This window comes from Billgrantia gudaonensis, from assembly GCF_900100195.1.
Classification (GTDB): Bacteria; Pseudomonadota; Gammaproteobacteria; order Pseudomonadales; family Halomonadaceae; genus Halomonas; species Halomonas gudaonensis.
The window spans coordinates 97796-123709 of sequence record NZ_FNES01000002.1; the positions used below are offsets into that span (position 1 = coordinate 97796).

At 62.0% G+C, this 25914-nt stretch carries 21 protein-coding genes and 1 other RNA gene; 13 read left to right on the top strand and 9 right to left on the bottom strand.

From position 1 onward, the window contains the following. Positions 1–177: 177 nt before the first annotated feature. Genes dnaA through gyrB form a run of 4 tightly spaced genes read left to right on the top strand, consistent with a single transcriptional unit; the run spans position 178 to position 6377 of the window. Positions 178–1641 (top strand): chromosomal replication initiator protein DnaA, encoded by a 1464-nt coding sequence (dnaA, locus tag BLP96_RS02530; RefSeq protein WP_089682774.1) that lies wholly within the window; start codon positions 178–180, stop codon positions 1639–1641. A gap of 58 nt (positions 1642–1699) precedes the next feature. Beyond that, the gene (gene dnaN / locus BLP96_RS02535; protein ID WP_089682776.1) at positions 1700–2803 is read left to right on the top strand and encodes a DNA polymerase III subunit beta; all 1104 of its coding nucleotides are present in this window, start codon (positions 1700–1702) and stop codon (positions 2801–2803) included. A 20-nt stretch (positions 2804–2823) separates the two neighbouring features. Further along, positions 2824–3945 carry a DNA replication/repair protein RecF gene (gene recF / locus BLP96_RS02540; RefSeq protein ID WP_089682778.1) on the top strand — a complete coding sequence of 374 codons (1122 nt, stop codon included), beginning with the start codon at positions 2824–2826 and terminating at the stop codon, positions 3943–3945. An 11-nt stretch (positions 3946–3956) separates the two neighbouring features. Then, entirely contained in the window at positions 3957–6377 is a 2421-nt protein-coding gene (gene gyrB, locus BLP96_RS02545) for a DNA topoisomerase (ATP-hydrolyzing) subunit B (RefSeq protein ID WP_089682780.1), read from the top strand. Positions 6378–6601: 224 nt separating this feature from the next. Here gyrB and gmhB read toward each other — a convergent pair whose 3' ends face one another. From gmhB to glyQ, 3 genes are all read right to left on the bottom strand, one after another. Then, positions 6602–7156: a D-glycero-beta-D-manno-heptose 1,7-bisphosphate 7-phosphatase gene (gene gmhB / locus BLP96_RS02550; RefSeq protein ID WP_089682782.1), complete on the bottom strand. Its 555-nt coding sequence runs from the start codon at positions 7154–7156 to the stop codon at positions 6602–6604. A gap of 282 nt (positions 7157–7438) precedes the next feature. Beyond that, positions 7439–9505, bottom strand: a complete 2067-nt coding sequence (gene glyS / locus BLP96_RS02555) for a glycine--tRNA ligase subunit beta (RefSeq protein WP_089682784.1) — start codon at positions 9503–9505, stop codon at positions 7439–7441. A gap of 2 nt (positions 9506–9507) precedes the next feature. Continuing rightward, a complete protein-coding gene (gene glyQ, locus BLP96_RS02560) occupies positions 9508–10500 on the bottom strand; it encodes a glycine--tRNA ligase subunit alpha (RefSeq protein WP_089682786.1) in 993 nt (330 codons plus the stop codon). A gap of 99 nt (positions 10501–10599) precedes the next feature. Here glyQ and rfaD point away from each other — a divergent pair, with 99 nt between their 5' ends. Then, positions 10600–11556, top strand: a complete 957-nt coding sequence (gene rfaD / locus BLP96_RS02565) for an ADP-glyceromanno-heptose 6-epimerase (RefSeq protein WP_089682788.1) — start codon at positions 10600–10602, stop codon at positions 11554–11556. Continuing rightward, a complete protein-coding gene (gene waaF / locus BLP96_RS02570) occupies positions 11549–12601 on the top strand; it encodes a lipopolysaccharide heptosyltransferase II (RefSeq protein ID WP_089682790.1) in 1053 nt (350 codons plus the stop codon). The genes rfaD and waaF overlap by 8 nt, the downstream gene beginning before the upstream one ends. 7 nt (positions 12602–12608) lie before the next feature. On the opposite strand, the gene BLP96_RS02575 is transcribed toward waaF, so the two are convergent. Then, the gene (locus tag BLP96_RS02575; protein WP_245682141.1) at positions 12609–14279 is read right to left on the bottom strand and encodes a sulfatase-like hydrolase/transferase; all 1671 of its coding nucleotides are present in this window, start codon (positions 14277–14279) and stop codon (positions 12609–12611) included. 114 nt (positions 14280–14393) lie between these two features. On the opposite strand from BLP96_RS02575, the gene BLP96_RS02580 reads away from it, so the two are divergent. The 3 genes from BLP96_RS02580 (at position 14394) to BLP96_RS02590 (ending at position 17341) form a co-directional block, all read left to right on the top strand. After that, the gene (locus BLP96_RS02580; protein ID WP_089682792.1) at positions 14394–15176 is read left to right on the top strand and encodes a glycosyltransferase family 2 protein; all 783 of its coding nucleotides are present in this window, start codon (positions 14394–14396) and stop codon (positions 15174–15176) included. A 24-nt stretch (positions 15177–15200) separates the two neighbouring features. Then, positions 15201–16244 carry a glycosyltransferase family 4 protein gene (locus BLP96_RS02585; protein ID WP_089682794.1) on the top strand — a complete coding sequence of 348 codons (1044 nt, stop codon included), beginning with the start codon at positions 15201–15203 and terminating at the stop codon, positions 16242–16244. Between the two features lie 107 nt (positions 16245–16351). After that, entirely contained in the window at positions 16352–17341 is a 990-nt protein-coding gene (locus tag BLP96_RS02590) for a glycosyl transferase family 90 (protein ID WP_089682796.1), read from the top strand. On the opposite strand, the gene BLP96_RS02595 is transcribed toward BLP96_RS02590, so the two are convergent. Beyond that, a complete protein-coding gene (locus tag BLP96_RS02595; RefSeq protein WP_089682798.1) occupies positions 17323–18027 on the bottom strand; it encodes a 3-deoxy-D-manno-octulosonic acid kinase in 705 nt (234 codons plus the stop codon). The genes BLP96_RS02590 and BLP96_RS02595 overlap by 19 nt on opposite strands. On the opposite strand from BLP96_RS02595, the gene BLP96_RS02600 reads away from it, so the two are divergent. From BLP96_RS02600 to waaA, 3 genes are read left to right on the top strand one after another with little or no spacing between them, the layout of a single operon-like run. Continuing rightward, positions 18026–19114 carry a glycosyltransferase family 9 protein gene (locus BLP96_RS02600; protein WP_089682800.1) on the top strand — a complete coding sequence of 363 codons (1089 nt, stop codon included), beginning with the start codon at positions 18026–18028 and terminating at the stop codon, positions 19112–19114. The two genes, BLP96_RS02595 and BLP96_RS02600, sit on opposite strands and share 2 nt — an antisense overlap. After that, the gene (gene hldE, locus BLP96_RS02605) at positions 19104–20534 is read left to right on the top strand and encodes a bifunctional D-glycero-beta-D-manno-heptose-7-phosphate kinase/D-glycero-beta-D-manno-heptose 1-phosphate adenylyltransferase HldE (protein ID WP_089682801.1); all 1431 of its coding nucleotides are present in this window, start codon (positions 19104–19106) and stop codon (positions 20532–20534) included. The genes BLP96_RS02600 and hldE overlap by 11 nt, the downstream gene beginning before the upstream one ends. Beyond that, positions 20531–21835, top strand: coding sequence for a lipid IV(A) 3-deoxy-D-manno-octulosonic acid transferase (waaA, locus tag BLP96_RS02610; protein ID WP_089682803.1), 1305 nt, complete (start codon positions 20531–20533; stop codon positions 21833–21835). Before hldE ends, waaA begins: the two co-directional genes overlap by 4 nt. Before the next feature lie 12 nt (positions 21836–21847). Here the strand turns inward: waaA and rpiA are convergent, their stop codons facing one another. Continuing rightward, complete coding sequence (gene rpiA / locus BLP96_RS02615) at positions 21848–22522, bottom strand: ribose-5-phosphate isomerase RpiA (protein ID WP_089682805.1); 675 nt, start codon at positions 22520–22522, stop codon at positions 21848–21850. A 166-nt stretch (positions 22523–22688) separates the two neighbouring features. Here rpiA and ilvA point away from each other — a divergent pair, with 166 nt between their 5' ends. Further along, on the top strand, positions 22689–24203 hold the full coding sequence (ilvA, locus tag BLP96_RS02620) for a threonine ammonia-lyase, biosynthetic (RefSeq protein WP_089682807.1): 1515 nt from the start codon (positions 22689–22691) through the stop codon (positions 24201–24203). Positions 24204–24742: 539 nt separating this feature from the next. Here ilvA and BLP96_RS02625 read toward each other — a convergent pair. The 3 genes from BLP96_RS02625 to BLP96_RS02635 form a co-directional block, all read right to left on the bottom strand. After that, positions 24743–25369, bottom strand: a complete 627-nt coding sequence (locus BLP96_RS02625) for a 5-formyltetrahydrofolate cyclo-ligase (RefSeq protein WP_089683355.1) — start codon at positions 25367–25369, stop codon at positions 24743–24745. Between the two features lie 8 nt (positions 25370–25377). Then, positions 25378–25562: non-coding RNA, 6S RNA (gene ssrS / locus BLP96_RS02630), on the bottom strand. 36 nt (positions 25563–25598) lie between these two features. Then, the gene (locus tag BLP96_RS02635; RefSeq protein WP_089682809.1) at positions 25599–25904 is read right to left on the bottom strand and encodes a cell division protein ZapA; all 306 of its coding nucleotides are present in this window, start codon (positions 25902–25904) and stop codon (positions 25599–25601) included. Positions 25905–25914: the final 10 nt, after the last annotated feature.

Sequence of the window (25914 nt, forward strand, 5' to 3'; positions counted from 1 at the left end):
CGCGGTGCCGAGTTGTGGATAATTGCGCTTTATTCTTATTAAACAATCGCCTGTTTATTGTATAAAGGTGTGGATATGGGTTGTCGGTCGTAACCAGGAGGCGGAGTGCACGCATGTGGATAACCTGCCGGGGGAAGGATACAATGATCGGTCATTCATCAACCGGGGTGAGGTCGCGTGTCGCTGGCTCTCTGGCAACAGTGTCTGGATTTCCTGCAGGATGAGCTGAACGCTCAGCAGTTCAACACCTGGATTCGCCCGTTGCAGGCGGAAGAGGGGGAGTCCGACGAGCTGCGCCTGCTGGCGCCCAATCGCTTCGTGCGTGACTGGGTGGGCGACAAGTACGCCAAGCGCATCAACGAGCTGCTGCGCGAACTGGCACAAGGCAAGCCGCCGCGGGTAGTGCTTACCGTGGGTAGCCGACGGGCGGCGGTGGCCAAACCACAGCCCCGTGAACTGGGTGCACCGGTTTCCGCAAGCCCTCGCGCGCCGGCCGTGCAGACACCGCCACGCGGCGATATCGGCGATGAGCGCGAGATCGAGTCGTCGAACGAGGAAGGCTCGGCATCCGTCGGTCGCCGTGGAGAACGCGAAGTTCAGGTCGAGGGTAGCCTCAAGCACAGTAGCGGCCTCAATCCCAATTTCACGTTCGATACCTTCGTCGAGGGCAAGTCGAACCAGTTGGCTCGTGCGGCCTCGCGTCAGGTCTCCGAGAATCCCGGGGGGGCCTACAATCCTCTGTTCCTCTATGGGGGAGTGGGGCTGGGCAAGACGCACCTGATGCACGCCGTGGGCAATGCTCTGGCCATTCGGCGCGAGAATGCGCGTGTCGTCTACTTGCATTCGGAGCGCTTCGTCGCCGACATGGTCAAGGCGCTTCAACTCAACGCTATCAATGACTTCAAGCGTTTCTATCGCAGCGTCGATGCGCTGCTCATCGACGACATTCAGTTCTTCGCCGGCAAGGAGCGCTCTCAGGAGGAGTTCTTCCACACTTTCAATGCCCTGCTCGAGGGCGGTCAGCAGATGATCCTCACTTCCGACCGCTATCCCAAAGAGATCAGTGGCGTCGAAGAGCGTCTCAAGTCACGCTTCGGTTGGGGGCTCACGGTGGCCATCGAGCCGCCGGAACTGGAGACGCGGGTCGCCATCCTGATGAAGAAGGCCGACCAGGCCAAGGTCGACCTGCCACACGACGCCGCCTTCTTCATTGCCCAGAAGATTCGCTCCAACGTTCGCGAGCTCGAGGGCGCGCTGAAGAAGGTGATCGCCGACTCCCATTTCATGGGCAAGACGATCACCCAGGATTTCATCCGCGAGTCCCTCAAGGATCTGCTGGCCCTGCAGGACAAGCAGGTCGGTGTCGACAACATTCAGCGCACGGTGGCGGAGTACTACAAGATCAAGCTCGCCGATTTGCTCTCCAAGCGGCGCTCCCGCTCCGTGGCACGCCCTCGCCAGGTGGCCATGGCGCTGGCCAAGGAGTTGACCAACCACAGCCTGCCGGAAATCGGCGATGCCTTCGGTGGGCGCGATCACACTACGGTATTGCACGCCTGCCGCAAGGTGCAGGCGTTGCAGGAAGAGAGTGCCGATATCCGTGAAGACTACAAGAACCTCTTGCGATTGCTGACGAGCTGAACACGGGTTTCCCCCAACGCCATATATCACCCTTCAGGAACAAGACGTGGAGCCGACCATGAAGTTTTCCATCTCGCGTGAAGCCCTGCTGCGCCCCCTGGCGCTGGTGGCCGGTGTCGTGGAACGCCGCCAGACCTTGCCGGTGCTTTCCAATGTGCTGATTCAGGTCGACCCCGATCAGGTGGCGCTGACCGGCACCGACCTGGAGGTCGAGTTGATAGGGCGTACCGCAGCCTCTCAGGTCGATGAGCCGGGTGCCGTCACCGTACCGGCCCGCAAGCTGATGGACATCTGCAAGTCGCTCCCCGATCAGTCCGAGCTGCATTTCACTCTGGAGGAGGGGCGGGCCGTTCTGCGCAGCGGTCGCTCGCGTTTCACGCTGTCGACGCTTCCGGTTGCCGAGTTTCCCAATATCGAAGATGCCCAGGGCGACATCGAGCTGAGCTTGCCTCGCGGTACTCTGAAACACCTCATCGACGCCACCGCCTTCGCCATGGCGCAGCAGGACGTGCGCTACTACCTGAACGGCATGCTGCTGGACCTACACAGCAACCTGGTACGGGCAGTGGCTACCGACGGACACCGCCTGGCCGTCTGTTCGCGTCCGGCCGAGGTCGCCTTGGAAAGCCCGCGCAAGCTCATCGTACCGCGCAAGGGCGTGATGGAGCTGGTTCGCTTGCTGGATGATGGCGACGAGCCGGTCACCCTCACCCTTGGCAGCACCCATGTACGTGCCCATACCGGCGACTTCACGTTCACCTCCAAGCTGGTCGATGGCAAGTTCCCCGATTACGAGCGCGTGGTGCCACGTGGTGGTGACAAGGTATTCATTGCCGATCGCACGGAATTGCGCCAGGTGCTTTCAAGAACCTCCATTCTTTCCAATGAGAAGTACCGTGGCGTGCGCCTGCATCTCGCCGAAGGCAATCTCCAGGTCATGGCCAATAATCCCGAGCAGGAGGAAGCCGAGGAGAACGTTGCCGTGGAGTATGGCGGTGAAGCGCTGGAGATCGGCTTCAACGTGGGCTACTTGATCGATGTGCTCAATGTCGTGGCAGAGGATCGCATCCAGATGACGCTTTCCGATTCCAACAGCAGTGCCTTGCTGGAAGAGCCCGGCGGAGGAGATGCGCTCTACGTCGTCATGCCGATGCGCCTGTAAGGCTCTTGAGTGTTTCGCGAATGCCCATTAATCGTCTTTGCTTCAATGGGTTGCGCAACCTTTCGGCGATAGATGTCACCCCCGGGCCAGGTATCAACCTAGTGGTGGGTGCTAACGGCAGCGGCAAGACCAGCGTGCTCGAAGGCCTTCACTTGCTGGGCATGGGGCGCTCGTTTCGAACCCGCCATCTCAAACATGCCATCGCCCATGACGCCGACGTGATGACGCTCTTTGCGCGAGTGGATGATGGCGATGCGTCGTTTCCCATCGGGTTGCGTCGTGCCCGCGATGTGAGCGAGCTGGAGCTGCGCTTGGCCGGCGAGCGTGTGCACCGGCTGGCCCGGCTGACCGAGGCGCTGCCATTGCAGCTCGTCAATCCCGACTCTTTCCGGCTGCTCGAAGGACCGCCGGCCGGCCGGCGGGAATTCATCGACTGGGGCGTGTTTCACGTGGAACATGCGTTCTTCGATGCCTGGCGTCGGGCTCGACGCGCTCTCAAGCATCGGAATGCCCTGCTCAGGCATGGTAAAATATCCGATGATTCATTGCCGATTTGGGAGTCGGAGCTGGCTCACTGGGGACAGCGCCTGGATGACTTTCGGTGCCGCTGGATGTCCGCGTTCCAGCCAATATTCGAAGAGACGCTGGCCGATCTGTTGCCTTTGCCGGAACTGACACTGCGTTACTCTCGAGGCTGGGACCGCCAGCGCGATCTGGAAACGGTTCTCTCGCAGGCGCGAGAGACGGATCGCCAGATGGGTTTTACCCAGCAGGGGCCGCAACGGGCCGATCTGCGCATTCGCCTGGGACGCCATCCCGCGGTGGAAGTATTGTCTCGCGGCCAGCAAAAACTGGTGGTGAGCGCACTGAAGCTTTCGCAGGGGCGGCTGCTGGAACGCATGACCGGCCGCACCTGCCTTTACCTGGTGGATGACTTGCCGGCGGAGCTGGACACTGACCATCGGCGCGTCTTCTGCCAGCTGCTGGAAAGGATGGGCTGCCAGACCTTCATCACCAGCGTTGAACACGATGCCCTAGTGGGGCCCTGGTCGTCCCACACCTCGCTGACGATGTTTCACGTGGAACAATCGCCCAGTGGGCAGGGGCGGCTGGTGCCTACCGGGCACGGACAGACTTCATGACGGAGTAGTCAATGAGCGAACAGGCTTACGATTCATCGAGCATCAAGGTTCTCAAGGGCCTGGACGCGGTACGCAAGCGGCCTGGCATGTACATCGGCGATACCGATGATGGAACCGGCCTGCACCACATGGTGTTCGAGCTGGTGGACAACTCCATCGATGAAGCGCTGGCCGGCCACTGCAGCGAGATTCGAGTCATCATCCATCCCGATGAATCGGTAACCGTCAGCGACAACGGTCGGGGCGTACCCACGGACATCCACCAGGAAGAGGGAGTCTCGGCAGCCGAAGTGATCATGACGGTGCTCCATGCCGGCGGCAAGTTCGACGACAATTCCTACAAGGTATCCGGTGGTTTGCACGGTGTCGGCGTCTCGGTGGTGAACGCGCTCTCCGAAGAGCTCAGGCTGACGATATGGCGGGCCGGGCAGGTTCACGAGCAGGTGTACCATCATGGCGTGCCCGACGCGCCACTGAACGTCGTGGGAAAGACAGAGAAAAGTGGCACGCGGATTCACTTCAAGCCGTCTTCAGAGACTTTCGCCAACATCGAGTTTCACTACGATATCTTGGCCAAACGCCTTCGTGAACTGTCGTTTCTCAACTCTGGAGTCGCCATACGACTGATCGACGAGCGAAGCGGAAAGGAAGAGCTCTTCCACTACGATGGCGGGCTCAAGGCTTTCGTCGACCATCTCAATACCAACAAGACCGTGCTCAATCCGGTCTTCCACTTCAACGTGGAGCGCGAAGATGGCGTGGGAGTCGAAGTGGCGATGCAGTGGAGCGACTCGTTTTCGGAGAACATCTTCTGCTATACCAACAACATTCCGCAGCGTGATGGTGGTACTCATCTTGCGGGGTTTCGTGCTGCTCTGACTCGTAGCCTCAATGGCTACATCGAGTCGGAAGGTCTGCTCAAGAAGACCAAGATCAATACGTCAGGGGACGACGCCCGAGAGGGACTCACCGCGATCATCTCGGTGAAGGTTCCAGACCCCAAGTTCTCTTCCCAGACAAAAGACAAGCTGGTGTCCTCCGAGGTCAAGACGGCCGTGGAGCAAGAAATGGGCCGCCAGCTTGCCGACTACCTCGTCGAGCGACCCAACGAAGCCAAGGCGATCGTCGGCAAGATGCTCGATGCCGCTCGTGCCAGAGAAGCGGCGCGCAAGGCTCGTGACATGACCCGCCGCAAGGGAGCGCTGGATATCGCGGGCCTGCCGGGCAAGCTGGCTGACTGCCAGGAGAAGGATCCCAGCCTTTCCGAACTGTTCCTGGTGGAGGGGGATTCAGCCGGGGGTAGCGCCAAGCAGGGCCGTGACCGACGGACCCAAGCCATCCTTCCGCTCAAGGGCAAGATCCTCAACGTCGAGAAGGCGCGTTTCGACAAGATGCTCTCTTCAGCCGAGGTGGGGACTCTGATCACTGCCCTGGGCTGTGGCATCGGGCGCGAGGAATTCAACCCGGACAAGTTGCGCTACCACTCTATCATCATCATGACCGATGCGGATGTGGATGGTTCGCACATACGGACCTTGTTGCTCACCTTCTTCTTCCGGCAGATGTCGCAGTTGATCGAACGTGGCCATGTCTTCATTGCCCAGCCGCCGCTCTACAAGGTGAAGCGTGGAAAGCAGGAGCTCTACCTCAAGGACGAGCAGGCGATGCTCGATTATCTCACCACGACGGCAATGGATGGCGCACGTCTCTACGTCAATCCGGAGGCGCCAGCAGTGGCCGGGGCCCAGCTCGAGGCGTTGGTGAATCAATACCGTGATGTCATGAAGCGTATCGATCGCTTGTCCCGGGTTTATCCCAATGTCGTGCTGCGGAAGGTCGTCCATGCAGCGCCTCTGGACGGCGAGGCGAGCCTCAAGGACCGTGTCACGATGCAGCGCTGGATAGCCTTCCTGCAGCAGGAAATGGATGCACTGGTGGCCTACGAAGGAGGCCCGCGTTATACCTTCCGCATCGAGGAAGACGTCGAACGCGGCCTTTTCCTGCCTGCCGTCACCCTGACGGCGCACGGCGTCAGCACCGATTACGTGTGGGGCATCGATTTCTTCACCAGTGCTGACTATCGGGCCATGGCCTCCTTGGGGGAAACGCTCGAAGGCCTGATCGAACCAGGAGCCTACATCGCTCGCGGTGAGCGCGAAAAGCCCGTGGCGAATTTCTACGAGGCGCTGGAGTGGCTGATGAACGAGGCACAGCGCGGCCTTTCCATCCAGCGCTACAAGGGGCTGGGTGAGATGAACCCCGAGCAGCTGTGGGAAACTACGATGAACCCGGATACCCGTCGTCTGCTGAGGGTTTCCATCGAGGACGCGGTGGCTGCCGACATGATGTTCAACACGCTGATGGGCGATGAAGTGGAGCCGCGCCGCGACTTCATCGAGCGCAATGCCCTTGTGGCCAATTTGGATATCTGATCAATGTCGGTGTGATGTGTTTCATGTGAAACACGGCAGGCGCAAAGCGAAGCCCCGCGAAGTGGCATTCTACGCGGGGCTTCGTGTTTCTGTGGCAAAGGCTCCGGCCACTTGCTTACAAGTACTGAGCAATATACTAGCTGCGGGCTGCGGGCTGCGGGCTGCGGGCTGCGGGCTGCGGGCTGCGGGCTGCGGGCTGCGGGCTGCGGGCTGCGGGCTGCGGGCTATTGCGTAGCGAGTAGCCAGTCAACGAAAGTGGCGAGATCCGCGAAGACATGCGCTTGGTCGAGGCCTTCACCCTTGGCCAGGGTTCTGTCCCCCTTTCCCGTGCGAACGAGAACCGAGTGGCAGCCGAGCTTCTCGCCGGCCTGAAGGTCGCGCAGGCTGTCGCCGACCATCCAGGCACCTTCCAGAGCACTCAGTCCGAGGACGTCACGAATTTCATGCAGCAGACCGGGGAGCGGTTTGCGGCAGTCGCATCCATCATTCGGCCCGTGCGGGCACACGGCAATGTGCGCAATCTCTCCATCCGCCTGCCGGACCAGGTCGTGAAGTCGACGATGCATTGTGTCGAGAGTGTCCTGATCGTAATAGCCGCGGGCGATTCCCGACTGGTTCGTGGCGACGGCCACCGTCCAGCCGGAGTGGGTCAATCGCGCGATGGCCTCGATAGCGCTGGGGTAGGGGATGAACTCATCCAGTGACTTGATGTAGTGATCGGAATCTCGATTGATCACGCCATCGCGGTCCAAGATGACCAGTCGGTCTGCGCTAGGCATATCGTGACGGTTCGTCGGTGTGGAATGGGTATCGTGGCATGTTTCACATGAAACAGCATCCACCATCTTGGAGCCTCTGCCTGTCGGTGGGTATCTGCTCACAGCTGCGCTGAGCAGTGATGTTTCACGTGGAACAATGGTCGGGACCGCCAGGTTGGGGTGAACGACTTTCCGTTGGCTAAGTCGTGCTTCAGCAAGGCGTTCCACGTGGAACGAACCGGAAAAGGCCGGAGGGGCCCCAACCCCCGGCCGGCCCGAGAATGCACGCACAGCGCAAAGCGGTCACTGCTGAAGCAGGGAAATGTCTGCCACTTCGAGGAAGAGAGCCTGTAGCGCGGCCAGAAGAGCCAGGCGGTTGGCACGAATCTCGGGATCTTCCGCCATGACCATCACCTGATCGAAGAAGGCATCGACGGGCTGCCGCAGGCTGGCCAGGGCATCGAGTGCTTCCTGGTAACGGCCTTCGGCAAACAATGGCATGACGCGCTCCTGCCGAGCCATGACGGCTTGGTGAAGGGATTTCTCTGCGTCCTCCTGAAGGCGCTGGGGGTCGACCGAGGCGGGGATGGGCTCATCCTGCTTGGCAAGGATGTTGGCAACGCGTTTGTTGGCAGCGGCCAATGCCGCCGCCTCGTCGCGACCGGCAAAGGCAGCGACGGCACGCAGCCGTCGTGCAAAATCCAACGGCCGGGTGACGGGGCGAGAACGCACGGCGAGATACACTTCAGCATCGATGCCTTCGTCCTGGGCCCAGGCGCGGAAACGGTCGAGCATGTAGCCGAGCACTTCGTCGACCAGACCGCCCGCGTAGGGCAGTTCCTGATGCTGAGCGGTAGCCAGTTCGAGCAGTTCGCGCAGGTCGAGGTCGAGTTCGCCCTTGACCAGGATGTTCAACACACCAATGGCTGCCCGGCGCAGTGCGAATGGGTCCTTGGTACCGGTGGGACGGGCGCCGATGCCGAAGATGCCGGTGAGAGTGTCGAGACGATCAGCGAGCGCCAGAGCCAGGCCCGTGCGCGTCACGGGAATCGCATCGGTGGCGAAGCGCGGCAGGTATTGTTCCTCGAGAGCCTGTGCGACCTCCTCGGGTTCACCGTCATGGATGGCGTAATAACGCCCCATGGTGCCCTGCAACTCGGGGAATTCCAGAACCATCTCGGTAACCAGATCGCACTTGGCGAGCTCGGCAGCACGCCGAGCGTGGCCGACATCGCCGTCGATCTGGCCGGCGATGAAGGCGGCCACGGCAGCGTTGCGGTGAGCCTTGTCGGTCAAGGAGCCCAACTGCTGTTGGAAGAGCACACTGGCAAGCTCGGGAATGCGATCGGCCAGTGGCCGGTTGCGGTCGGTATCGAAAAAGAAGGCGGCATCGGCCAGGCGGGGGCGAATGACTCGTTCGTTGCCCTCGATGACCTGCTGCGGGTCGGCGCTGTCGATGTTGGCGATGGTGATGAACAGCGGCCTGAGGCGCCCTTGCTCGTCCAGCAGGTGGAAGTACTTCTGATTGGCCTTCATCGAAGAGATCAAACACTCGGGCGGTACCTCGAGAAAGCGCTCGTCGAAGCTGCCGGTTAGCGCTACCGGCCATTCGACCAGGCCGCTGACCTCGGTGAGCAGGTCTTCATCGATGACGGCCGTAGCCTCTTGTACCTCGGCCTCGGCCAGCACCTGTTCGCGGATGCGTTCGCGTCGCTGTTCACGATCGGCCAATACCCAGGCGTTCTCCATGGCGGAGAGATAGTCGTCGGCATGAGCCAGCTCGATCGCTTGCGGGGCATGGAAACGGTGTCCGAAGGTGGTGCGACCGGCGGTGAGGCCGAGTGCCTCGGCAGCTACGACATCGCTACCAAACAGCATGACCAGCCAGTGGACGGGGCGCGAGAACTCGGTACGGGAGGCTCCCCAGCGCATGTTCTTGGGAACTGGCAAAGCGGCAATGGCCTTGCTGACAATGTCTGGCAGCAGGTTTTTCGTGGCTTCGCCGGGGCGCCGCTCGCGATAACCGAGCCAGGTGCCCTTGTCGGTCTCCAGATGGATCAGCTCGCTTACGTCGACGCCGCAGGAGCGGGCGAAGCCTTCGGCCGCCTTGGTGGGTTGGCCCTCCTTGAACGCGGCGGCGAGCGCCGGGCCGCGGCGCTCGACCTCACGGTCGGGCTGCTTGTCGGCCAACTCATGGACCTGTACGGCAAGGCGGCGAGGCGTTGCATAGGCGCGTATGGCACCATGTTCGATATCGGCCTCGGCGAGGCCGTGGCGGACGCCGTCGGCCAGGGCGTCGGAGAGGGTATCGATGGCGTGGGGCGGCAGTTCTTCGACGCCCAGTTCCAGCAGAAAGGTAGTGGCGGCCATGCTCATGCGTCTCCCTGGTCGGTCGGCGATTCTTCGGCCAGCAGCTCTCGGCGCAGCGCTTCGGGTGCCATGGGAAAGCCGGCCGCTCGGCGCGATGCATAGTAGGTGTGAGCGACATCGCGGGCCATGGTGCGCACGCGCAGGATATAGCGCTGGCGCTCGGTCACCGAGATGGCGTGGCGGGCATCGAGCAGATTGAAGGTGTGCGAGGCCTTGAGCACCTGCTCGTAGGCGGGAAGCGGCAGGCTAGCGGCAAGGAGTTTGCCGCACTCCTGTTCCTGGTGGTCGAAAGCCGCGAATAGCGCCGGTACATCGGCATGTTCGAAATTATAGGCGGATTGTTCGCGTTCGTTCTGCAGATAGACATCGCCGTAGGTGACCCGTGAACCATCGGGTGCCACGGTCCACACCAGGTCGTAGACGCTGTCGACGTCCTGCAGGTACATGGCGATGCGTTCCAGGCCGTAGGTGAGCTCGCCAGTGACTGGGAAGCACTCGAGGCCGCCGGCCTGCTGAAAGTAGGTGAACTGGGTCACCTCCATGCCGTTGAGCCACACTTCCCACCCCAGGCCCCAGGCGCCCAGGGTCGGGGATTCCCAGTTGTCCTCGACGAAACGGATGTCGTGCACCAGAGGATCGATGCCGAGGCGCTCCAGCGAGCCGAGGTAGAGCGCTTGAAGGTCCGCGGGAGAAGGCTTCATCACCACCTGGAACTGATAGTAGTGCTGCAGGCGGTTGGGGTTCTCGCCGTAACGACCGTCGGTAGGGCGACGCGAGGGTTGTACATAAGCGGCGTTCCAGGACTCGGGGCCGATGGAACGCAGGAAGGTGGCAGGGTGGAAGGTGCCGGCGCCGACCTCCATGTCGAGCGGTTGAAGCACCACACAGCCTTGTTCGGCCCAGTACTGCTGCAGGGCCAGGATCAGGCCCTGGAAGGTCGTCGCGTCCGGCGTCGGCCCCGGGGTCGAGGTCGACGAGAGTGTCGAGAGCGTCATCGGAAAGCACCGTTGGCCATGAATTCACTGGTGGCCAAGTATACAATCACAGGCACATTGGTTATAGGCGCAGCCTGCTGCGCCATAGAGAGGAATTCCATGATCGTAGTGACAGGCGGAGCCGGCTTCATCGGTGCCAATCTGGTCAAGGCGCTCAATCAGCGCGGCCACGATGACGTCCTGGTCGTCGATGACCTTTCGGACGGTACCAAGTTCGTCAACCTGGTGGACTGTTCGCTCGGTGACTACCTGGACAAGGACGAGTTCCGTGCGCGTGTGGAAGCGGTGTTGCGTGGCGAACCCTCACGGCTACCGCCCATCGAGGCGATCTTCCATGAAGGAGCGTGTTCCGACACCACCGAGTGGGATGGTCGCTTCATGCTCGACAACAACTTCGAATACTCCAAGGTGCTGCTGCATTTCTGCCAGCGCCAGGGAATCCCCTTCCTCTACGCCTCCTCGGCGGCCACCTATGGTGGCAGCGAGGTGTTCGTGGAGGCGCCCGAGCACGAGAAACCGCTCAATGTCTACGGCTACTCCAAGCTGTTGTTCGACCAGTACGTGCGTGCTCGCTGGCACGAGCTCGATAGCCAGGTGGTGGGATTTCGTTACTTCAACGTCTATGGTCCCCGCGAACAGCACAAGGGGAAAATGGCCAGCGTGGCCTACCACCATCACACTCAGGTGAGCGCGGGCGAGAATCTCAAGCTGTTCGGGGCATGGGACGGCTATGAGGCGGGCATGCAGAGTCGGGATTTCGTCTACGTGGGTGACGTGGTGGACGTCAACCTGTGGTTCCTCGATCATCCTGACGAATCCGGAATCTTCAACCTGGGCAGCGGGCGCGCCGAACCGTTCAAGGCGATCGGCGAGGCAGTGATCGACTACTATGGCCGTGGCGAAATCGAGTACATCGATTTTCCCGAGGAGCTCAAGGGGCGCTATCAGAGTTATACTCGCGCCGACATATCGCGGCTGCGCAAGGCGGGCTACGATCGCGATTTCCGTACCGTGGCCGAGGGCGTGGGTGACTATCTGGAGTGGTTGAATGGCTGATGCCGGCGCGGCGCCTCGCATCCTCGTGGTCGGTCCTTCCTGGGTTGGCGACATGGTGATGGCGCAGAGCCTGTTCAAAACGCTCAAAGCCCGATATCCCCGCTGCCACCTGGGTGTGGCAGCGCCGGCCTGGTCGCGCCCCATTCTAGAGCGCATGCCGGAAGTGGGCGAGGTGGCCGAGCTGGCGACCCAGCATGGCAAGTTCGGTTGGCGGCCGCGGCGTGCGCTGGCGAAACGGCTGCGGGGGCGCTTCGACTGGGCGATCGTGTTGCCGCGGTCATGGAAGTCGGCGCTCGTGCCCTTCTTGGCCGGTATTCCTCGGCGAACGGGGTTTACCGGTGAGCAACGTTTCGGCCTGCTCAACGACCGCCGGCCGCTCGACAAGCGAGTGTTGGACCAGACCGTCAAGCGCTTCGTGGCACTGGGCCTGCCGGCAGAAGAAACGGCCACCGGCAACTTCGCATTGCCCCATCCGCGGCTCTCCGTGGATCCGGACAACCTCGTCGAACAGCGCCTGGCTCATGGACTCTCGTCGCGACCCGCTATCGGCATGATGCCCGGTGCCGAGTACGGTCCGGCCAAGCAATGGCCTCTGGGGCACTTCCGCGAGCTGGCCGAGCGTCTCATTGCGACGGGCTTCGAGGTCCGCGTGCTGGGCGGGCCCAAGGATGCCGAGGCCGGTAAGGCGATCACCGCTGGGCTGGCGCGGGCCCACGACCTGTGCGGCAAGACACGCCTGGGCGATGCGGTCGACCTGCTCGCCGATTGCCGCCAGGTGGTGACCAACGACTCCGGGTTGATGCACGTGGCCGCGGCAGTGGGGACGCGCATACAGGCCATCTACGGTTCTTCATCGCCGCGCTATACGCCCCCCCTGACCGACAATGCCGAGATCCACTATCTAGCGCTGGAATGCTCCCCTTGCTTCGAGCGCAACTGCCCTCTTGGCCATACTCGGTGTCTGGTCGATCTCTCGCCGGATCGTCTGTTGAAGGCAATCCTGGCAGCTGACGGTCCGGCCGGCGAGCGCATCGCCAGCGGTTGAGGCGGAGTCACTGCATGTCCGGTGCGGGGTCGTCGGCCATGTCCTCGGGAGTTTCAACCACCTGCTCCGGGGAGGGGTCCGGCGCCTTCTCAGCACCTTTAGGGGCCAGGCCGTCCCACAGGCGCTCCTGCAGGGCCGTCTCTCCGCGCATGCGCTCATTGAGCGTCTCCAGGCCGTGTTCCTCGACCAGGGTGGGTTCGTCCGACAGTAGAGAGACGCCAAGCCCGGCGCGGTGCCAGTCGATGGTGAAGCCCATGGCCTCGAGCACCGTGGGGAAGACATCCATCATCGAGGCATCGCGCTCGCGCCGTTCGGCTGGCACATAGGGACCGAGGAGCATGAAGGTGTTTTCGCGTTCGGTCTCGATCAGGTCCTCCCAGGCAGAGACCCGCATCGTCAGGTGGTCGCTGGTGACCACCACCAGGGTATTGTCGAGAAGACCCTCCCCGTCGAGTCGTTCGAGCAGTTGGCGAGTCAGCCAGGCCGAGCACTCCACTGAGTACAGAATGTCCCGCCCGTCGAACTCGCCCTGACGTTCACGGCAGCGTTGTGCAGGATAGCCGTTGGGGGCATGGCCGCTGATGCTCAGTGCGACCACGCCCCAGGGCCCATCGGCCTCGTCGTCGAGTCGGCGTATCTCCTCGACCGTGAAGTCGTAGAGGGAGTCGTCATAGAGCCCCCAGTTGTTGACGTAGTCCGGATCCTCGAGCCGAGGCTGCAATTGCTGGCGGCCCAGTATCCGGTCGAAACCGTGATCTTCGTAGAAGACGCCCTTGCCGGCGAAATCGGTACTCGCTCCACCGAGGTAGCTCAGCCGATAGCCATGGGACGACAGAATATCCCCCAGACAATCCGCACCGGGAACCACCTGTTCGAGCGGCTCGAGCTGACTGTCGTGGAGCAGCCCAGCCGGCATCAGCGGGGTGCCGCATTGACTGGCGATCATGCCCGCCATGGTCCAGCCGGTATTGTCGATCTGTTTGACGCCTTCGAAGACCAGCGCCTCCTCGCCGATGGCTTCCAGGTCGGCATAGACATCGCCGAAACGCTCACGATCCGCATAGGTCCGCTCGATGCTCTCCAGATAGAGAATCAGTAAATTGGGAGGAGAGGAAGGCGCCTCGAGAACGACGGGCTCGACATACTGGCGGTCGAACCAGGCGCCATCATCGATGACGATGGCGGCGCCACGTTGCGAGACGCCATAGAGCAACGGGTTGCTGGCCAGCAGCACCAGAGCCAGGAAGTGTTCGATCCGTTGCCAGCGCCCATCGTGGTGAGTCAACCAGGTAAAGCTTGCCAGCAAGGCCACCATCGATAGCGTGTAGCCGATGGCCGCGAGGCTGCGGTCGACGCCCCCATGGCCCTGCATGCCGGCTTGAAGGTGGAAGAAAAGCGCACCCAGATCGACTTCGCCGAAGCTGTCGGCTAGATAAATGTATAGCCCCCATAGGGCGATGGGAAACAGTGACCAGGGCCAGTGGCGCTGGGCGGGAGGCGTGGCAGCTCCCCAGCGAAATTGCCGGCCCAGCCACAGCCAAGCAGCGGCAATGGGAAACATCAACCATATGGGCAGCAGCGCCATGGAGGCGATGGCATGGCCCAGCCACAGGCCCATGATCAGAAGGACGGCCCAGCGTAGCTGGCTATTGAAGACACGAGGAAAAAATCTTGGCATGATGTCTAGGTCAGAGGGAACTAGCAGAGTGACCAATCAGCATAGCGTTTTTCCCGTATACTGTCATCCGTATGTTTTTTACAAACCGTGTTTCTTAGTTTGAATGCGAAGCTCATGATAAGCGCAAACATCATTACTCTTAATGAAGAGTCAAATATCGGTGCATGCATCGATTCGGTCGCGCAAGTGTGTAATGAAGTCATCGTAGTTGATTCGGGGAGCGAGGACGCGACCGTTGACATTGCCAAAGAAAAAGGGGCGAAGGTGGTTACGCAGCCCTATCTTGGTGATGGGTTTCAGAAAAATGTTGCCAATGAGCATGCCGGGAACCGGTGGGTGTTGAGCGTCGATGCGGACGAAAGGCTATCGGATGAACTGGTGCATGCCATACGGAACCTGGAACTCGGTGCGACAGGGCATGAGGCCTTTGCTTTCCGCAGAAAAAATATGATCGGCTCGCGATGGGTGCGCCACTGTGGTTGGTATCCGGATTACTGTGTGCGTTTGTATGACAAGGAAAAGGTCGGATTCAAAGAGGTTGAGCAGCATTCGAGCATAGCGGCAAAAGATGTTGGCTATATAAAAGCTGACATGATCCATTACTCTTTCGAGAATATCGGCGAGCTCTTTTCAAAGCCGGAGAGAAACTTTAGTACGCGAGCAGCAAAGGTCATGTACAAGAAAGGCAAGCGTGCCAATGCTTGGTCACCATTCGTTCACGGAACGAATGCATTCATAAGGAAATATCTTTTCCAGCATGGATTTGCCGGTGGGGTGGATGGCATGACGGTATCCTTGAGCGCTGCAGTAAACAGTTATTTGAAATATGCGAAGCTTTTGGAGTATCAACGTGATGCCAAGGTTCTTGAGGCAGAAGATTTCGAGAAGATCTGGTGAGAATGGGTTTGCAAGGAATGAAAATTGAGAATCGCTCATGTCAACTTAGCGAAGGGGTTCCGTGGCGGTGAGCGCCAAACGGCGCTATTGATAGAGGGGTTAGCCGCTCGCAGCAATCTACAGCAAGTCTTGGTATGTCGAACCGACTCGCCGCTTCGTGAGCGTCTGGCTCATGTCGCGAACCTGCGGTTCGTCGCTGCCAGCCATCAGTTGGCCGGGCATGTGCACGTGAGAAAGCCGGATATCGTGCATGCCCATGAAGCCAAGGCCGTGCATTGGGCAGCTCTGCATCGCCTTGTGAAAGGCACGCCCTATATCTTGACACGGCGGGTCGATACTCCGGTCAAGGAGAAAGCAGTCAATCGCTGGTGTTACCGCCGTGCGGCTTGCCGAGTGGCAATTTCACGAACGATCCAGCGCCACCTCGAGGCACGTGGCTGGGGAGACGTGAAACTCATACCCAGTGCCTTCTCGGGCCTGACAAGTTCTCAGGAGGCTACGAAGTGCTTTCGTGCCGGCTTTCCCGGCAAGTTCCTGGTCGGGCATGCCGGCGCTCTAGTGGATCGACACAAGGGGCAGCGTGTACTGTTGAAGGCGGCACGCATCCTGGAGCCGCGCTTTCCCGAAATGCATTTCGTCTTTCTGGGCGATGGCGAAGATCGCGAGGCGCTGCAGCATGAAGCGAGCGACCTGTCGAACGTCACCTGGCTGGGATTCAAGGAGAATGTCGCCGACTACCTGGCTGGCCTGGATGTCTTTGCCTTTCCCTCACGCAATGAAGGCTTGGGCTCCGTTCTGCTGGACGTGATGGATGCCGGCATTCCGGTCGTCGCTTCGAACGTAGGCGGCATACCCGATATCGTGGAGCATGACGAAACGGGCCTGCTGATTCCGAATGGAGATGCCGATGCGCTGAGCGAAGCGCTGGTAAGGCTGTATCGCTCTCCAGGTTTGAGAGATCAGCTTTGCAGGAGCGCGAGGGAGTCGCTCCAGACATTCTGCCCGGAAAGCATGGCTGACAGCTATTTTTCTCTGTATCAGTCCATCCTAAGACACGAAGAGGACTAAGATGCGTTACTCGGTGAGTTCCTCCGGTGGGCCGGTCGACATAGAATCTCACATGACCAGTTTGTGCCTTATTTCCATGCATCAACTAGTGACTAGTGGAGGGGGATGTGAGTGACTTGGCTCACCGGGCACACAAGAACCTTCACAAGCTGGGATTCTATACCCGGCATTTTTTGAGTCTTGCAATACCTGCTACTTGGCAACGGCGCTGGTTTGAGCGAGCGTTGGCTGACCTAGAGCGACTCCCTGTCGAAGAGGTCAGCGCCATATGGAGGCGTGTCGAATATTACAATCGGTTGAGCGAACCGTTCGACCTGTCCGAACAATCCCGGCGCATCGATGCTTTTCAGCGTGAGAAGAGCTGGTCATACTACCTGGACTTGTTGACGTTATTGAGAGCCTTCCCCGGTGAATATCGCTTTGATCATCTATTCGGCGATGTCAAGTGGGTTCCAGAAAGGCCTTCCTTAGTCAAGAGTCGCCCGATCGTTTCAGACAATGCCAATGCCGTACTGTTGAAATTGAATCGAGTTCGGCACTACTATTTTGTCGATGACAAGGTGCCTTTCGAAGCGAAGCGTGACCAGCTTGTCTGGCGAGGGGCTTGCCACCAGCCGCATCGTCAGCATTTCATCCAGGCGTTTCATGATCATCCGCTCTGCAACGTTGGCGACGTGCATCGAAAGGCTCAGGGCATGCCCTGGCATCGCGCTTTCATGTCGGTTCCCGAGCAGCTGAATTACAAATTCGTACTGAGCATCGAAGGCAACGATGTGGCTACGAACTTGAAGTGGGCCATGGCTTCGAATTCGCTGTGTTTCATGACGCGGCCAAAATTCGAAACCTGGTTCATGGAAGGCACTTTGATACCGGCATACCACTACGTAGAGTTGAAGGACGATTATTCGGATCTGGAAGAAAAAATCCATTACTACACTCACCATCCAGACGAGGCGAAAGCCATCGTTCGCAATGCCAATCGCTACGTGGCTCAGTTCCGTAATGAGTCCCGTGAACGCCTCATCGGGATGTTGGTTCTGCAAAAATATTTCGAAAGATCGGGGCAGTTATCGTTGCCTCAACGCGCATACCCCTGATCAATCGCATGTATCGCGTGCGTATTACTAAACTTCACCAGAGATCGGTGGAGTCGCTCCAGGTTGGCTTGCTGCCAATCTCCTGGCGGTTGCAATCGACACCGATCGAAATCGATCATCCACACCTTGCCCTCCCGGTCCACCAGCAGATTCCGGGCATTGAGGTCGACGTGGTCGAGCCCGGCGTCGTGGAAACGGCGGATGGTAGCGCCAACGCGGTGCAGCAGCTCGTCGTCGGCTTCATCGGCGATCAGCAGATCGGCCAGTGCATGGGCGCCGGGAATGCGTACGGTGATCAGGGCGGCTTCGTAGGTCAGTCCGTAACGGGTAACGCCAGCGGCCACCGGTCGCGGGACAGGTAGTCCTTGCGCATGCAGGTCTGCGGTGAGACGGAATTCGCGAATGGCCCGAGTGCGTTCCCAGCCGGTCCATACGTAGCGGCGCTCGCTCAAACGAGCGATCATGCCGCCGCGGCGGTAGGGGCGTAGCACCCACTGCTCCTCGCCGGCATCGAGGAACAGGCTGGCACCACGGCCGGCTGCGTCGCCAACCACGAGCCCGCGCTGACGCCAGGCATCGGGAGAAATGAGGGTCGGGCCGATTTGTGGCGCCGAGTCGGCGTCACATACACTGTCGGCATCATATAGAATGACGCTCTTTCTCGTCCGATACGTTGCCAAGCGCATGAAGCATCCTCTGCCTGCCGAACCTCGCCATATCGGCGTCCTCCGCCTCTCCGCCCTGGGCGATGTCTGCAACCTGGTCCCCACCGTGAGGGCGTTGCAGCGCCAGTGGCCCGAGGCGCGGATCACCTGGATCATCGGCAAGGCGGAGTACAGTCTACTGGCGGGGCTTACCGGGGTCGAGTTCGTCGTCTACGACAAGGCGGCGGGCCTGGCCGGCATGCGCGAGCTGTGGCGGGAGCTTGCCGAGACGCGCTTCGATGTGCTGCTGCACATGCAGCAAGCACTGCGCGCCAGCGTGCTTTCCCTGGGGCTCAAGGCCGACGTGCGCGTCGGCTACGACAAGGCGCGGGCCAAGGATGCCCAGCACTGGTTCACACAGCGCCACATCGCGCCTCATCCGCGGGCTCACGTGCTGGAGTCCTTCCTCGACTTCGCCCGGCTCCTCGGCGTGGAGGATCTGTCGCTCGATTGGCAGTTGCCGGTGCCGGAGAGCGCCGTCGCCGAGGCGGCCACGCTCAGTGGCCAGGCACCCTACCTGCTGCTCAGTCCCTGTGCCAATCCGCGGCTGCGCAACTTTCGCAACTGGTCGGCCGAGGGCTATGCCGCGGTGATCGAACACGCCTGGAGCCATCATGGGCTCCAGGCGCTTCTCACCGGCGGCGGAAGCACCGCGGAGCGCGAGATGGGCGAGCGAATTCGCCGCCTGTGCCGTCCAGAAGCGGTGGTCGACGCCATCGGCCGTTCTTCGCTCAAGGGACTGCTGGCATTGATTCAGGGGGCACGAGCCGTGGTGGCGCCCGACTCGGGGCCGGTGCACATGGCCAATGCCCTGGGTATCCCCGTGGTAGGCCTATACGCCACCACCAATCCGGATCGTGCCGCACCCTACCAATGGCGCGACTACGTGGTCGATCGCTATCCCGATGCCGTACGCACGTACCTGCACAAGGAACCGGAGGCGATTCCCTGGGGGCAGCGGGTTCGCCATCCCGATGCCATGTCGCTGATCCACGCCGAGGACGTGATCGCCCAGCTGGAACGCCTGCTGGCGGCTCGCCAGGAAACGGAGACTCCCGATGAAACTTGATTTGACTGCGCTGGAGCAAGCCCGCGTGCTGGTGGTGGGCGATGTCATGCTTGACCGCTACTGGTATGGCGGTACCTCGCGCATCTCGCCTGAGGCCCCGGTACCGGTGGTGCGCGTGGAAGACAGCGAGGACCGCCCCGGCGGTGCCGCCAACGTGGCGCTCAACATCACGGCCCTGGGCGGCCAGGCATCATTGGCCGGCCTGGTGGGTGACGACGCCCATGCCGACGAGCTCGCTCGACGCCTGGAAGCCAACGAGGTGAGCGCTTACTTGTCCCGTCGTCCCGGCGTTCCAACGATCACCAAACTGCGGGTGATGAGTCGCAACCAGCAGTTGCTTCGCCTGGACTTCGAGGAGAGCCTGGGAGTGGCGGACACCGGAGAGCTGCTGAAGGAGGTCGCTGCGGCCTTGCCCAGCGCCGATCTGGTGATTCTCTCCGACTATGGCAAGGGTACCTTGAACCGGATCGAGACGTTGATCGCGATGGTGCGCGAGGCCGGCAAGCGAGTGCTGGTCGATCCCAAGGGCAGCGATTTCGGCAAGTATCGCGGGGCGAGCGTGATCACTCCCAACCTTGCCGAGTTCGAAGCGGTAGTCGGCCCCTGCCACAGCGACGGCGAGCTGGCTGCCAAGGGTGAGTCGCTGCGCGTCGAGCTCGAGCTAGAGGCGCTACTGGTCACCCGCAGCGAAAAGGGCATGACCCTGATTCGCGAAGGGCACGAGCCGCTTCACTTGCCGACCCGGGCTCGGGAGGTTTTCGACGTCACCGGCGCCGGCGACACCGTGATCGGCGTGCTGGGTTTGGCGCTCGCTGCGGGCCATGCCTTCCCCGAGGCGATGACACTGGCCAACCTCGCTGCCGGCCTGGTGGTGGCCAAGCCCGGGACCGCCACGCTCTCCATCGCCGAACTCTACACCGCCCTGCACGGTGACAAGCTGGCCGAGTTCGGCGTCATCGCCGAGGCGCCGCTGGTCGAGGCGGTTCGCGCCGCCCAGGCACGCGGCGAACGGGTGGTAATGACGAACGGCTGCTTCGATATCCTGCATGCCGGCCACGTCGCCTATCTGGAGCACGCCCGCCGGCTCGGCGACCGGTTGATCGTGGCGGTCAACGACGACGCTTCCGTAGCACGCCTCAAGGGCCCCAAACGTCCCATCAACCCCCAGACGCGGCGCATGCAGGTGCTGGCCGGTCTGGGTGCGGTCGACTGGGTGGTGCCCTTCGGCGAGGATACGCCGCAGCGCTTGATCGAGGCGGTACTGCCCGATGTGCTGGTCAAAGGGGGCGACTACCGCCCCGAAGACATCGCCGGCGGCGAGGCGGTGCGCGCGGCAGGTGGCGAGGTCCAGGTGCTCGACTTCGAGGATGGCGTTTCCACCACCGCCATGATTGCCACCATCCTCGATCGCGAGCGATGAGAAACGGGCCGCACCGCTGGGCACGACGCCTCTATTCGGCCGCCCTTTATTTGTCGGCTCCGCTGATATGGCAGCGGGTATGGCGTGAGCAAGTGCCCACTCGCTCCCGCCGCGAGCGGCTCGGATCGATTCCCGCGGCTACCGCTGGAGAGCGCTGCATCTGGCTGCACTGTGCGTCCGTCGGCGAAGTGCTGGCGGCCCGCCCGCTGATCGTGGCGCTCCACGGTCGCTACCCCCAGCATCGCCTGGTGATCACGACGATGACCGCCACCGGCGCCGAACGGGTGGCGGCCATCGCCCAAGAGCTCGCCGCGGCCAGCGAGTCCGACGGCAAGGTGAGCCATCACTTCGTGCCGCTGGATTTCCCGGGGGCGCCCCGGCGTTTCATTGCACGGCTGCGCCCGGAGTTGGCGCTGCTGTTCGAAACGGAGCTATGGCCCAACCTGATCGCTGCCTGCGATCGGGCCGGGATTCCAGTGGCGGTGGTCAACGGGCGTCTGTCGCCACGTGCATTTCGGCGCTATTGGCGGATTCGTCCGCTGCTCGCCGATGCCCTTGCCCGGGTCGACTGGCTGGCCGCCAAGTCTCGCACCGACGCGGGGCGGTTCCGGCGTCTGGGCATGCCGGCCGCGCGCACAACGGTGGTCGGCTCGCTGAAGTTCGACCTGGAGGTGTCGGCGACGGTGCTTGCCGCGAGCCAGCGCCTGTGCCAGGCGCTGGGCCCTCGCCCGGTATGGGTCGCCGGCTCGACGCATCCCGGCGAAGAGGCGATCCTGCTCGAGGCCCATGCGCGACTGCGCCAGCACTACCCATCGGCCTTGTTGATCCTCGTTCCGCGCCACCCTCAGCGCTTCGACGAGGTGGCACGGCTGTGTCGAGAGCACGGCCTGCCGCTCGCCCGGCGCTCGCGGGACGAATGGCCCGAGGCGCGCACGGCCGTCTATCTGGGCGACACCATGGGAGAGCTGCTCATCCTCTACGGGGCGGCAGATCTCGCTTTCGTGGGTGGTAGCCTCGTGTCGGTCGGTGGGCACAACCTGCTCGAGCCCGCTGCCATGGGGGTACCGGTACTCAGCGGCCCAGCATTGGCCAACTTCAGTGACATCGCCGACGAGCTGCGACGGGCCCGGGCGCTGGTCGAGGTTGCCAACGGCGAGGCCTTGAGCGCGACGCTGCTGCGCCTGTTCGATGACGAGCCGGAACGCCACCGTCTGGCGGAAGCCGGCCAGACGGTGGTGGCGGCCAACCGCGGGGCGCTGACGCGAACCCTGGAAGGCCTGGAAACGATGCTTCCCGAGTGAGTGTGCGTTCACTCACCGAGGGGTGATGCGTTCCACTCCCCGGTCGGTGCCCAGCAACAGCACATCGGCACCGCGGGCGGCGAAAAGGCCGTTGGTGACCACGCCGACGATGCCGTTGAGCCGTGCTTCCATGGCCAGCGGATCGTCGATCGGAAAGTCGTAGCAGTCCAGTATCTGGTTGCCGTTGTCAGTGATCACGCCCTCGCGATAGACGGGGTCGGCGCCCAGTCTCACCAGCTCGCGGGCCACGTAGGAGCGCGCCATGGGGATCACTTCCACCGGCAAGGGAAACTCACCGAGGCGCTCGACGCGCTTGGAGGCGTCGGCGATGCAGATGAAGCGCTCAGCGCAGGCGGCAACGATCTTCTCGCGGGTGAGTGCACCCCCGCCACCTTTGATCAGGTGAAGGTGAGCGTTCACTTCGTCTGCGCCGTCTATGTAGAAGAGCACGGTGCCGACGCTGTTGAGCTCGAAGACCTCGATGCCGTGTCCACGCAGTCGTTCGGCGCTGGCCTCGGAGCTGGCCACGGCGCCGCGGAAGTCGTCGCGAAGCAGGGCCAGGCGGTCGATGAAACGGTTGGCGGTGGAACCGGTGCCGATGCCGAGCACGCTGTCGCGCTCCAGACACGGGCGGACCTCGTCGATCGCGGCGGCGGCCACGGCGTCCTTGAGTTCGTCCTGGGTCATGGGCTTCGCTCCGTAGTCGAGTGGGCGGCCCAGTATAGGCCAAGCAAGGGAGGGCTGCCGACATCGCCGTGCTGGACGCCGTGGCAGCGGGAATGCTACCAATAGGGGTTTTCTCTGCAGCGCAGCAGGCGCCGCACTCCTTGCGTCACTCCTCTGGGATATCAGGATGCTCGAAGCCACCGTCAAGAAGATTCTTCAGGCCCGGGTCTACGAAGCCGCCCGGGAAACGCCGATCTCCCCGGCACCTTTTCTGTCGCGGCGCTTCAATAACCAGATTCTCATCAAGCGAGAAGATCTGCAGCCGGTCCACTCCTTCAAGATTCGCGGCGCCTACAACAAGATGGCGCAGCTCACCGACGAGCAGAAAGCGAAGGGGGTGATCGCGGCCTCGGCGGGCAACCATGCACAGGGGCTGGCCATGGCGGCCAAGCAGATGGGCGTCAAGGCGGTGATCGTCATGCCGCGCATCACGCCGGACATCAAGGTCCAGGCGGTTCGTGCACGCGGTGCCAGGGTGGTGCTCAAGGGCGATGCCTTCTCGGCAGCTGCCGAACACGCTCAGGAGCTGATCCGCGAACACGGCTATACCTACATCCCGCCCTTCGACGACATCGACGTGATCGCCGGACAAGGCACCATCGGCATGGAGATTCTCCACCAGCATGGCGGCGCCCTGGATGCGATCTTCGTGCCGGTAGGCGGCGGTGGGTTGATCGCCGGTGTGGCGGCCTACGTCAAGTACTTGCGCCCCGACATCAAGATCGTCGGCGTCGAGGCCGAAGACAGCGCCTGCCTCAAGGCGGCATTGGACGCCGGCGAACGGGTGGTGCTCGATCAGGTGGGCGTGTTCGCCGAGGGCGTGGCCGTGGCGCAGATCGGCGAGGTGCCCTTCTCGATCATCCGCGAGCTGGTCGATGAGGTGATCACCGTCAATACCGACGAGATGTGCGCGGCGGTCAAGGACATCTTCGACGATACTCGTGCGGTATCCGAAACGTCGGGTGCCCTGTCGCTGGCAGGACTCAAGAAATACGTACAGCAGACGGGCGTCGAAGGCCAGACGCTGCTGTGCATCAACTCCGGTGCCAATACCAACTTCGATCGCTTGCAGCACATCGCCGAGCGCACCGAGCTGGGCGAGCAGCGCGAGGCGATTCTCGCCGTGACCATCCCCGAGCGACCCGGCAGCTTCAAGAAATTCTGCAAGACCATCGGCAAGCGCATGGTGACCGAGTTCAACTATCGCTATGCCGACCCGCAGGCCGCGCACATCTTCGTTGGCGTACAGGTCAAGCCCGGTGGCGACGATCGGCGAAGCGTGATCGCCAAGCTGCACGACGCCGGTTATCCGGTGGAGGATCTCACCGACAACGAGCTGGCCAAACTGCACATCCGCCACTTGGGTGGCGGTCGCCCCAAGGAACGTTTCGACGAGGAGGTCTATCGCTTCGAATTCCCCGAGCGGCCGGGCGCACTGATGAACTTCCTCACTCACCTGCCTCAGGACTGGAACATCTCGCTGTTTCACTACCGCAATCACGGTGCGGCCTATGGCCGCGTGCTGGTGGGCATGCAGGTGCCCAATGGCGATCGAGCCCATGTCGAAGAGTATTTCGATGCCATCGGTTATCGTTACTGGAAGGAGACCGACAACGCCGCCTACCGACTGTTCATGGCGTGAAACGCCCGGAAGTGAACGTTGACTTACGCCAAACCTCGGAAATGGCGCGTCTTTCGTCGATTGATCGTGGCCTGAGAACGGTTGTCAGTGCACCGGCCGTGCCTCTATAGTCGGTGTTGATCACAGCTATTCGTGCAACCGTTAGTCTCAATCGTCTTTCAGGAGTGAGTCATGAGGCGAAAACCCGATCTGGTCATGGCACTGGTGCTGGCCTTCGGCATCGGCGTCGTGGTGACGGGCTATGCTCAGGCGCTGGTGGGCAGCTGATTCGGCAAGCAGTGCCATGACCAGAAATGCAGAAAGAGCGGGCCGGTGCATGATGCGCCGGCCCGCTTGCATTCAGGAAGCACTGTACAAATGTCCGCTCGGGCAAATCGCTGCGTTGCGCGGTGCTGGTACGCCAGCCCGGTCGGAATCCTCACCTAGTACCGCATAGGCTCCGGTTGACTCGCAGCCTTCGGCTGTTTGTCGCTTCGCTCGGTTCTGTGCTCCGTGCGCCTTGCACTTAACTCCGCTCGCCGATTCGTTCAGCACTTCCTTCAAGGCCGGACGGTGCGCCGATCGCTGACGATGGCGTCCAGCGGGACGTCCCAGGCGGCGGCGGGTAGTCTTTCCACTCGCTGACACTCATGGGCCAGGCCGATCAGCGTTGGACGCGGTCCCGTGCGGCGAGTGAATGCCAGGCTGCGATCATAGAAGCCACCGCCCATGCCCAGTCGGTTGCCCTTAGCATCGAAGCCCACCAGCGGCAGCAGGATCAAGTCCAGCGTCCAGGCCGGTTGCCGTCGTGCGCGGTGAGCGCCGTGGCGGGCCTCGGGCTCGGGAATGCCGAAGCGGTTGCGCTGCATGGGCGTATCGCGGCGGTAATGCACGAACCACAGGGCGTTATCGGAGAGCGGCTTGAGTACCGGCAGATAGACCCGAGCGCCACGGCGACGCAACCAGGGGATCAGGGGCTGTGGATCGATTTCGCCGTCGTTGGGCAGATAGAGCGCCACGCGGCGGGCGCGCTTCACCTCGGGAAGCCGGCGCAGCCGGTAGCACAGGGCTTCCGCGGCCTGGCGTTGCTCCCGAGCGCCGAGCGCTCGGCGTCGGCAACGCAGCTCACGGCGTAGCTGGCGGCGTGACTCGGCTGTGTGGGTATCACGGTCGAAGGTCGCGCGCATGATGGGCAGGGTTCCCCAGAGTGCCGCTGTCGTTGTGGCCCTTGAACCCTTGGTTCAAGGTGGGTGGCCGCAGCCGAACCGTCAGGCTTTCCGTCGCACGGACATGCACACGGGTCCGGCTAGCCGTTGGCCGCCCTGGGTATTGCGCATAGGCTCGAGGGACGATAACGACTGGCCAACACCCCAGGGAACGCTTTTATCCTAACAGAGCCAGTGATGGCGTCCAATGTCATTGTGCACGGCGTCCGGCGTCCGCCAGTGCCCGTTCCAGACGTTCGCTGAGGCGGTCCAGGGTACGTTCGCCGTCGCGACGCTCTTCCAGGGTTTCGAGCAGCTCGTGGGTGATGTTGAGGGCGGCCATGATGGCGATTCGCTCGTTGCCGAGCAGCGAGTTCTGGGCGTGGATTCCATGCATGGCGCGGTCGAGATAGCGGGCGGCGCGATCGAGCTTGTGCTCCTCCCCCGGCGCGCAGGCGATGGTGTAGTGTCGGCCCAGCAGGTTGATCTCGGCGGTCGGCCGGGAAGCGTCGCTCATGGCAGGCTCC

Excerpts from the sequence above, each read along its gene's own strand:
- BLP96_RS02600 (WP_089682800.1), top strand. The coding sequence starts at position 18,026 with ATGAAGCATCCTCTGCCTGCCGAACCTCGCCATATCGGCGTCCTCCGC.
- ilvA (WP_089682807.1), top strand. The coding sequence starts at position 22,689 with ATGCTCGAAGCCACCGTCAAGAAGATTCTTCAGGCCCGGGTCTACGAA.
- recF (WP_089682778.1), top strand. The coding sequence starts at position 2,824 with ATGCCCATTAATCGTCTTTGCTTCAATGGGTTGCGCAACCTTTCGGCG.
- gyrB (WP_089682780.1), top strand. The coding sequence starts at position 3,957 with ATGAGCGAACAGGCTTACGATTCATCGAGCATCAAGGTTCTCAAGGGC.
- BLP96_RS02580 (WP_089682792.1), top strand. The coding sequence starts at position 14,394 with ATGATAAGCGCAAACATCATTACTCTTAATGAAGAGTCAAATATCGGT.
- dnaN (WP_089682776.1), top strand. The coding sequence starts at position 1,700 with ATGAAGTTTTCCATCTCGCGTGAAGCCCTGCTGCGCCCCCTGGCGCTG.
- rfaD (WP_089682788.1), top strand. The coding sequence starts at position 10,600 with ATGATCGTAGTGACAGGCGGAGCCGGCTTCATCGGTGCCAATCTGGTC.
- BLP96_RS02575 (WP_245682141.1), bottom strand. The coding sequence starts at position 14,279 with ATGCCAAGATTTTTTCCTCGTGTCTTCAATAGCCAGCTACGCTGGGCC.
- waaF (WP_089682790.1), top strand. The coding sequence starts at position 11,549 with ATGGCTGATGCCGGCGCGGCGCCTCGCATCCTCGTGGTCGGTCCTTCC.
- rpiA (WP_089682805.1), bottom strand. The coding sequence starts at position 22,522 with ATGACCCAGGACGAACTCAAGGACGCCGTGGCCGCCGCCGCGATCGAC.
- glyS (WP_089682784.1), bottom strand. The coding sequence starts at position 9,505 with ATGGCCGCCACTACCTTTCTGCTGGAACTGGGCGTCGAAGAACTGCCG.
- waaA (WP_089682803.1), top strand. The coding sequence starts at position 20,531 with ATGAGAAACGGGCCGCACCGCTGGGCACGACGCCTCTATTCGGCCGCC.
- BLP96_RS02635 (WP_089682809.1), bottom strand. The coding sequence starts at position 25,904 with ATGAGCGACGCTTCCCGGCCGACCGCCGAGATCAACCTGCTGGGCCGA.
- hldE (WP_089682801.1), top strand. The coding sequence starts at position 19,104 with ATGAAACTTGATTTGACTGCGCTGGAGCAAGCCCGCGTGCTGGTGGTG.
- gmhB (WP_089682782.1), bottom strand. The coding sequence starts at position 7,156 with ATGCCTAGCGCAGACCGACTGGTCATCTTGGACCGCGATGGCGTGATC.
- BLP96_RS02625 (WP_089683355.1), bottom strand. The coding sequence starts at position 25,369 with ATGCGCGCGACCTTCGACCGTGATACCCACACAGCCGAGTCACGCCGC.
- BLP96_RS02595 (WP_089682798.1), bottom strand. The coding sequence starts at position 18,027 with ATGCGCTTGGCAACGTATCGGACGAGAAAGAGCGTCATTCTATATGAT.
- glyQ (WP_089682786.1), bottom strand. The coding sequence starts at position 10,500 with ATGACGCTCTCGACACTCTCGTCGACCTCGACCCCGGGGCCGACGCCG.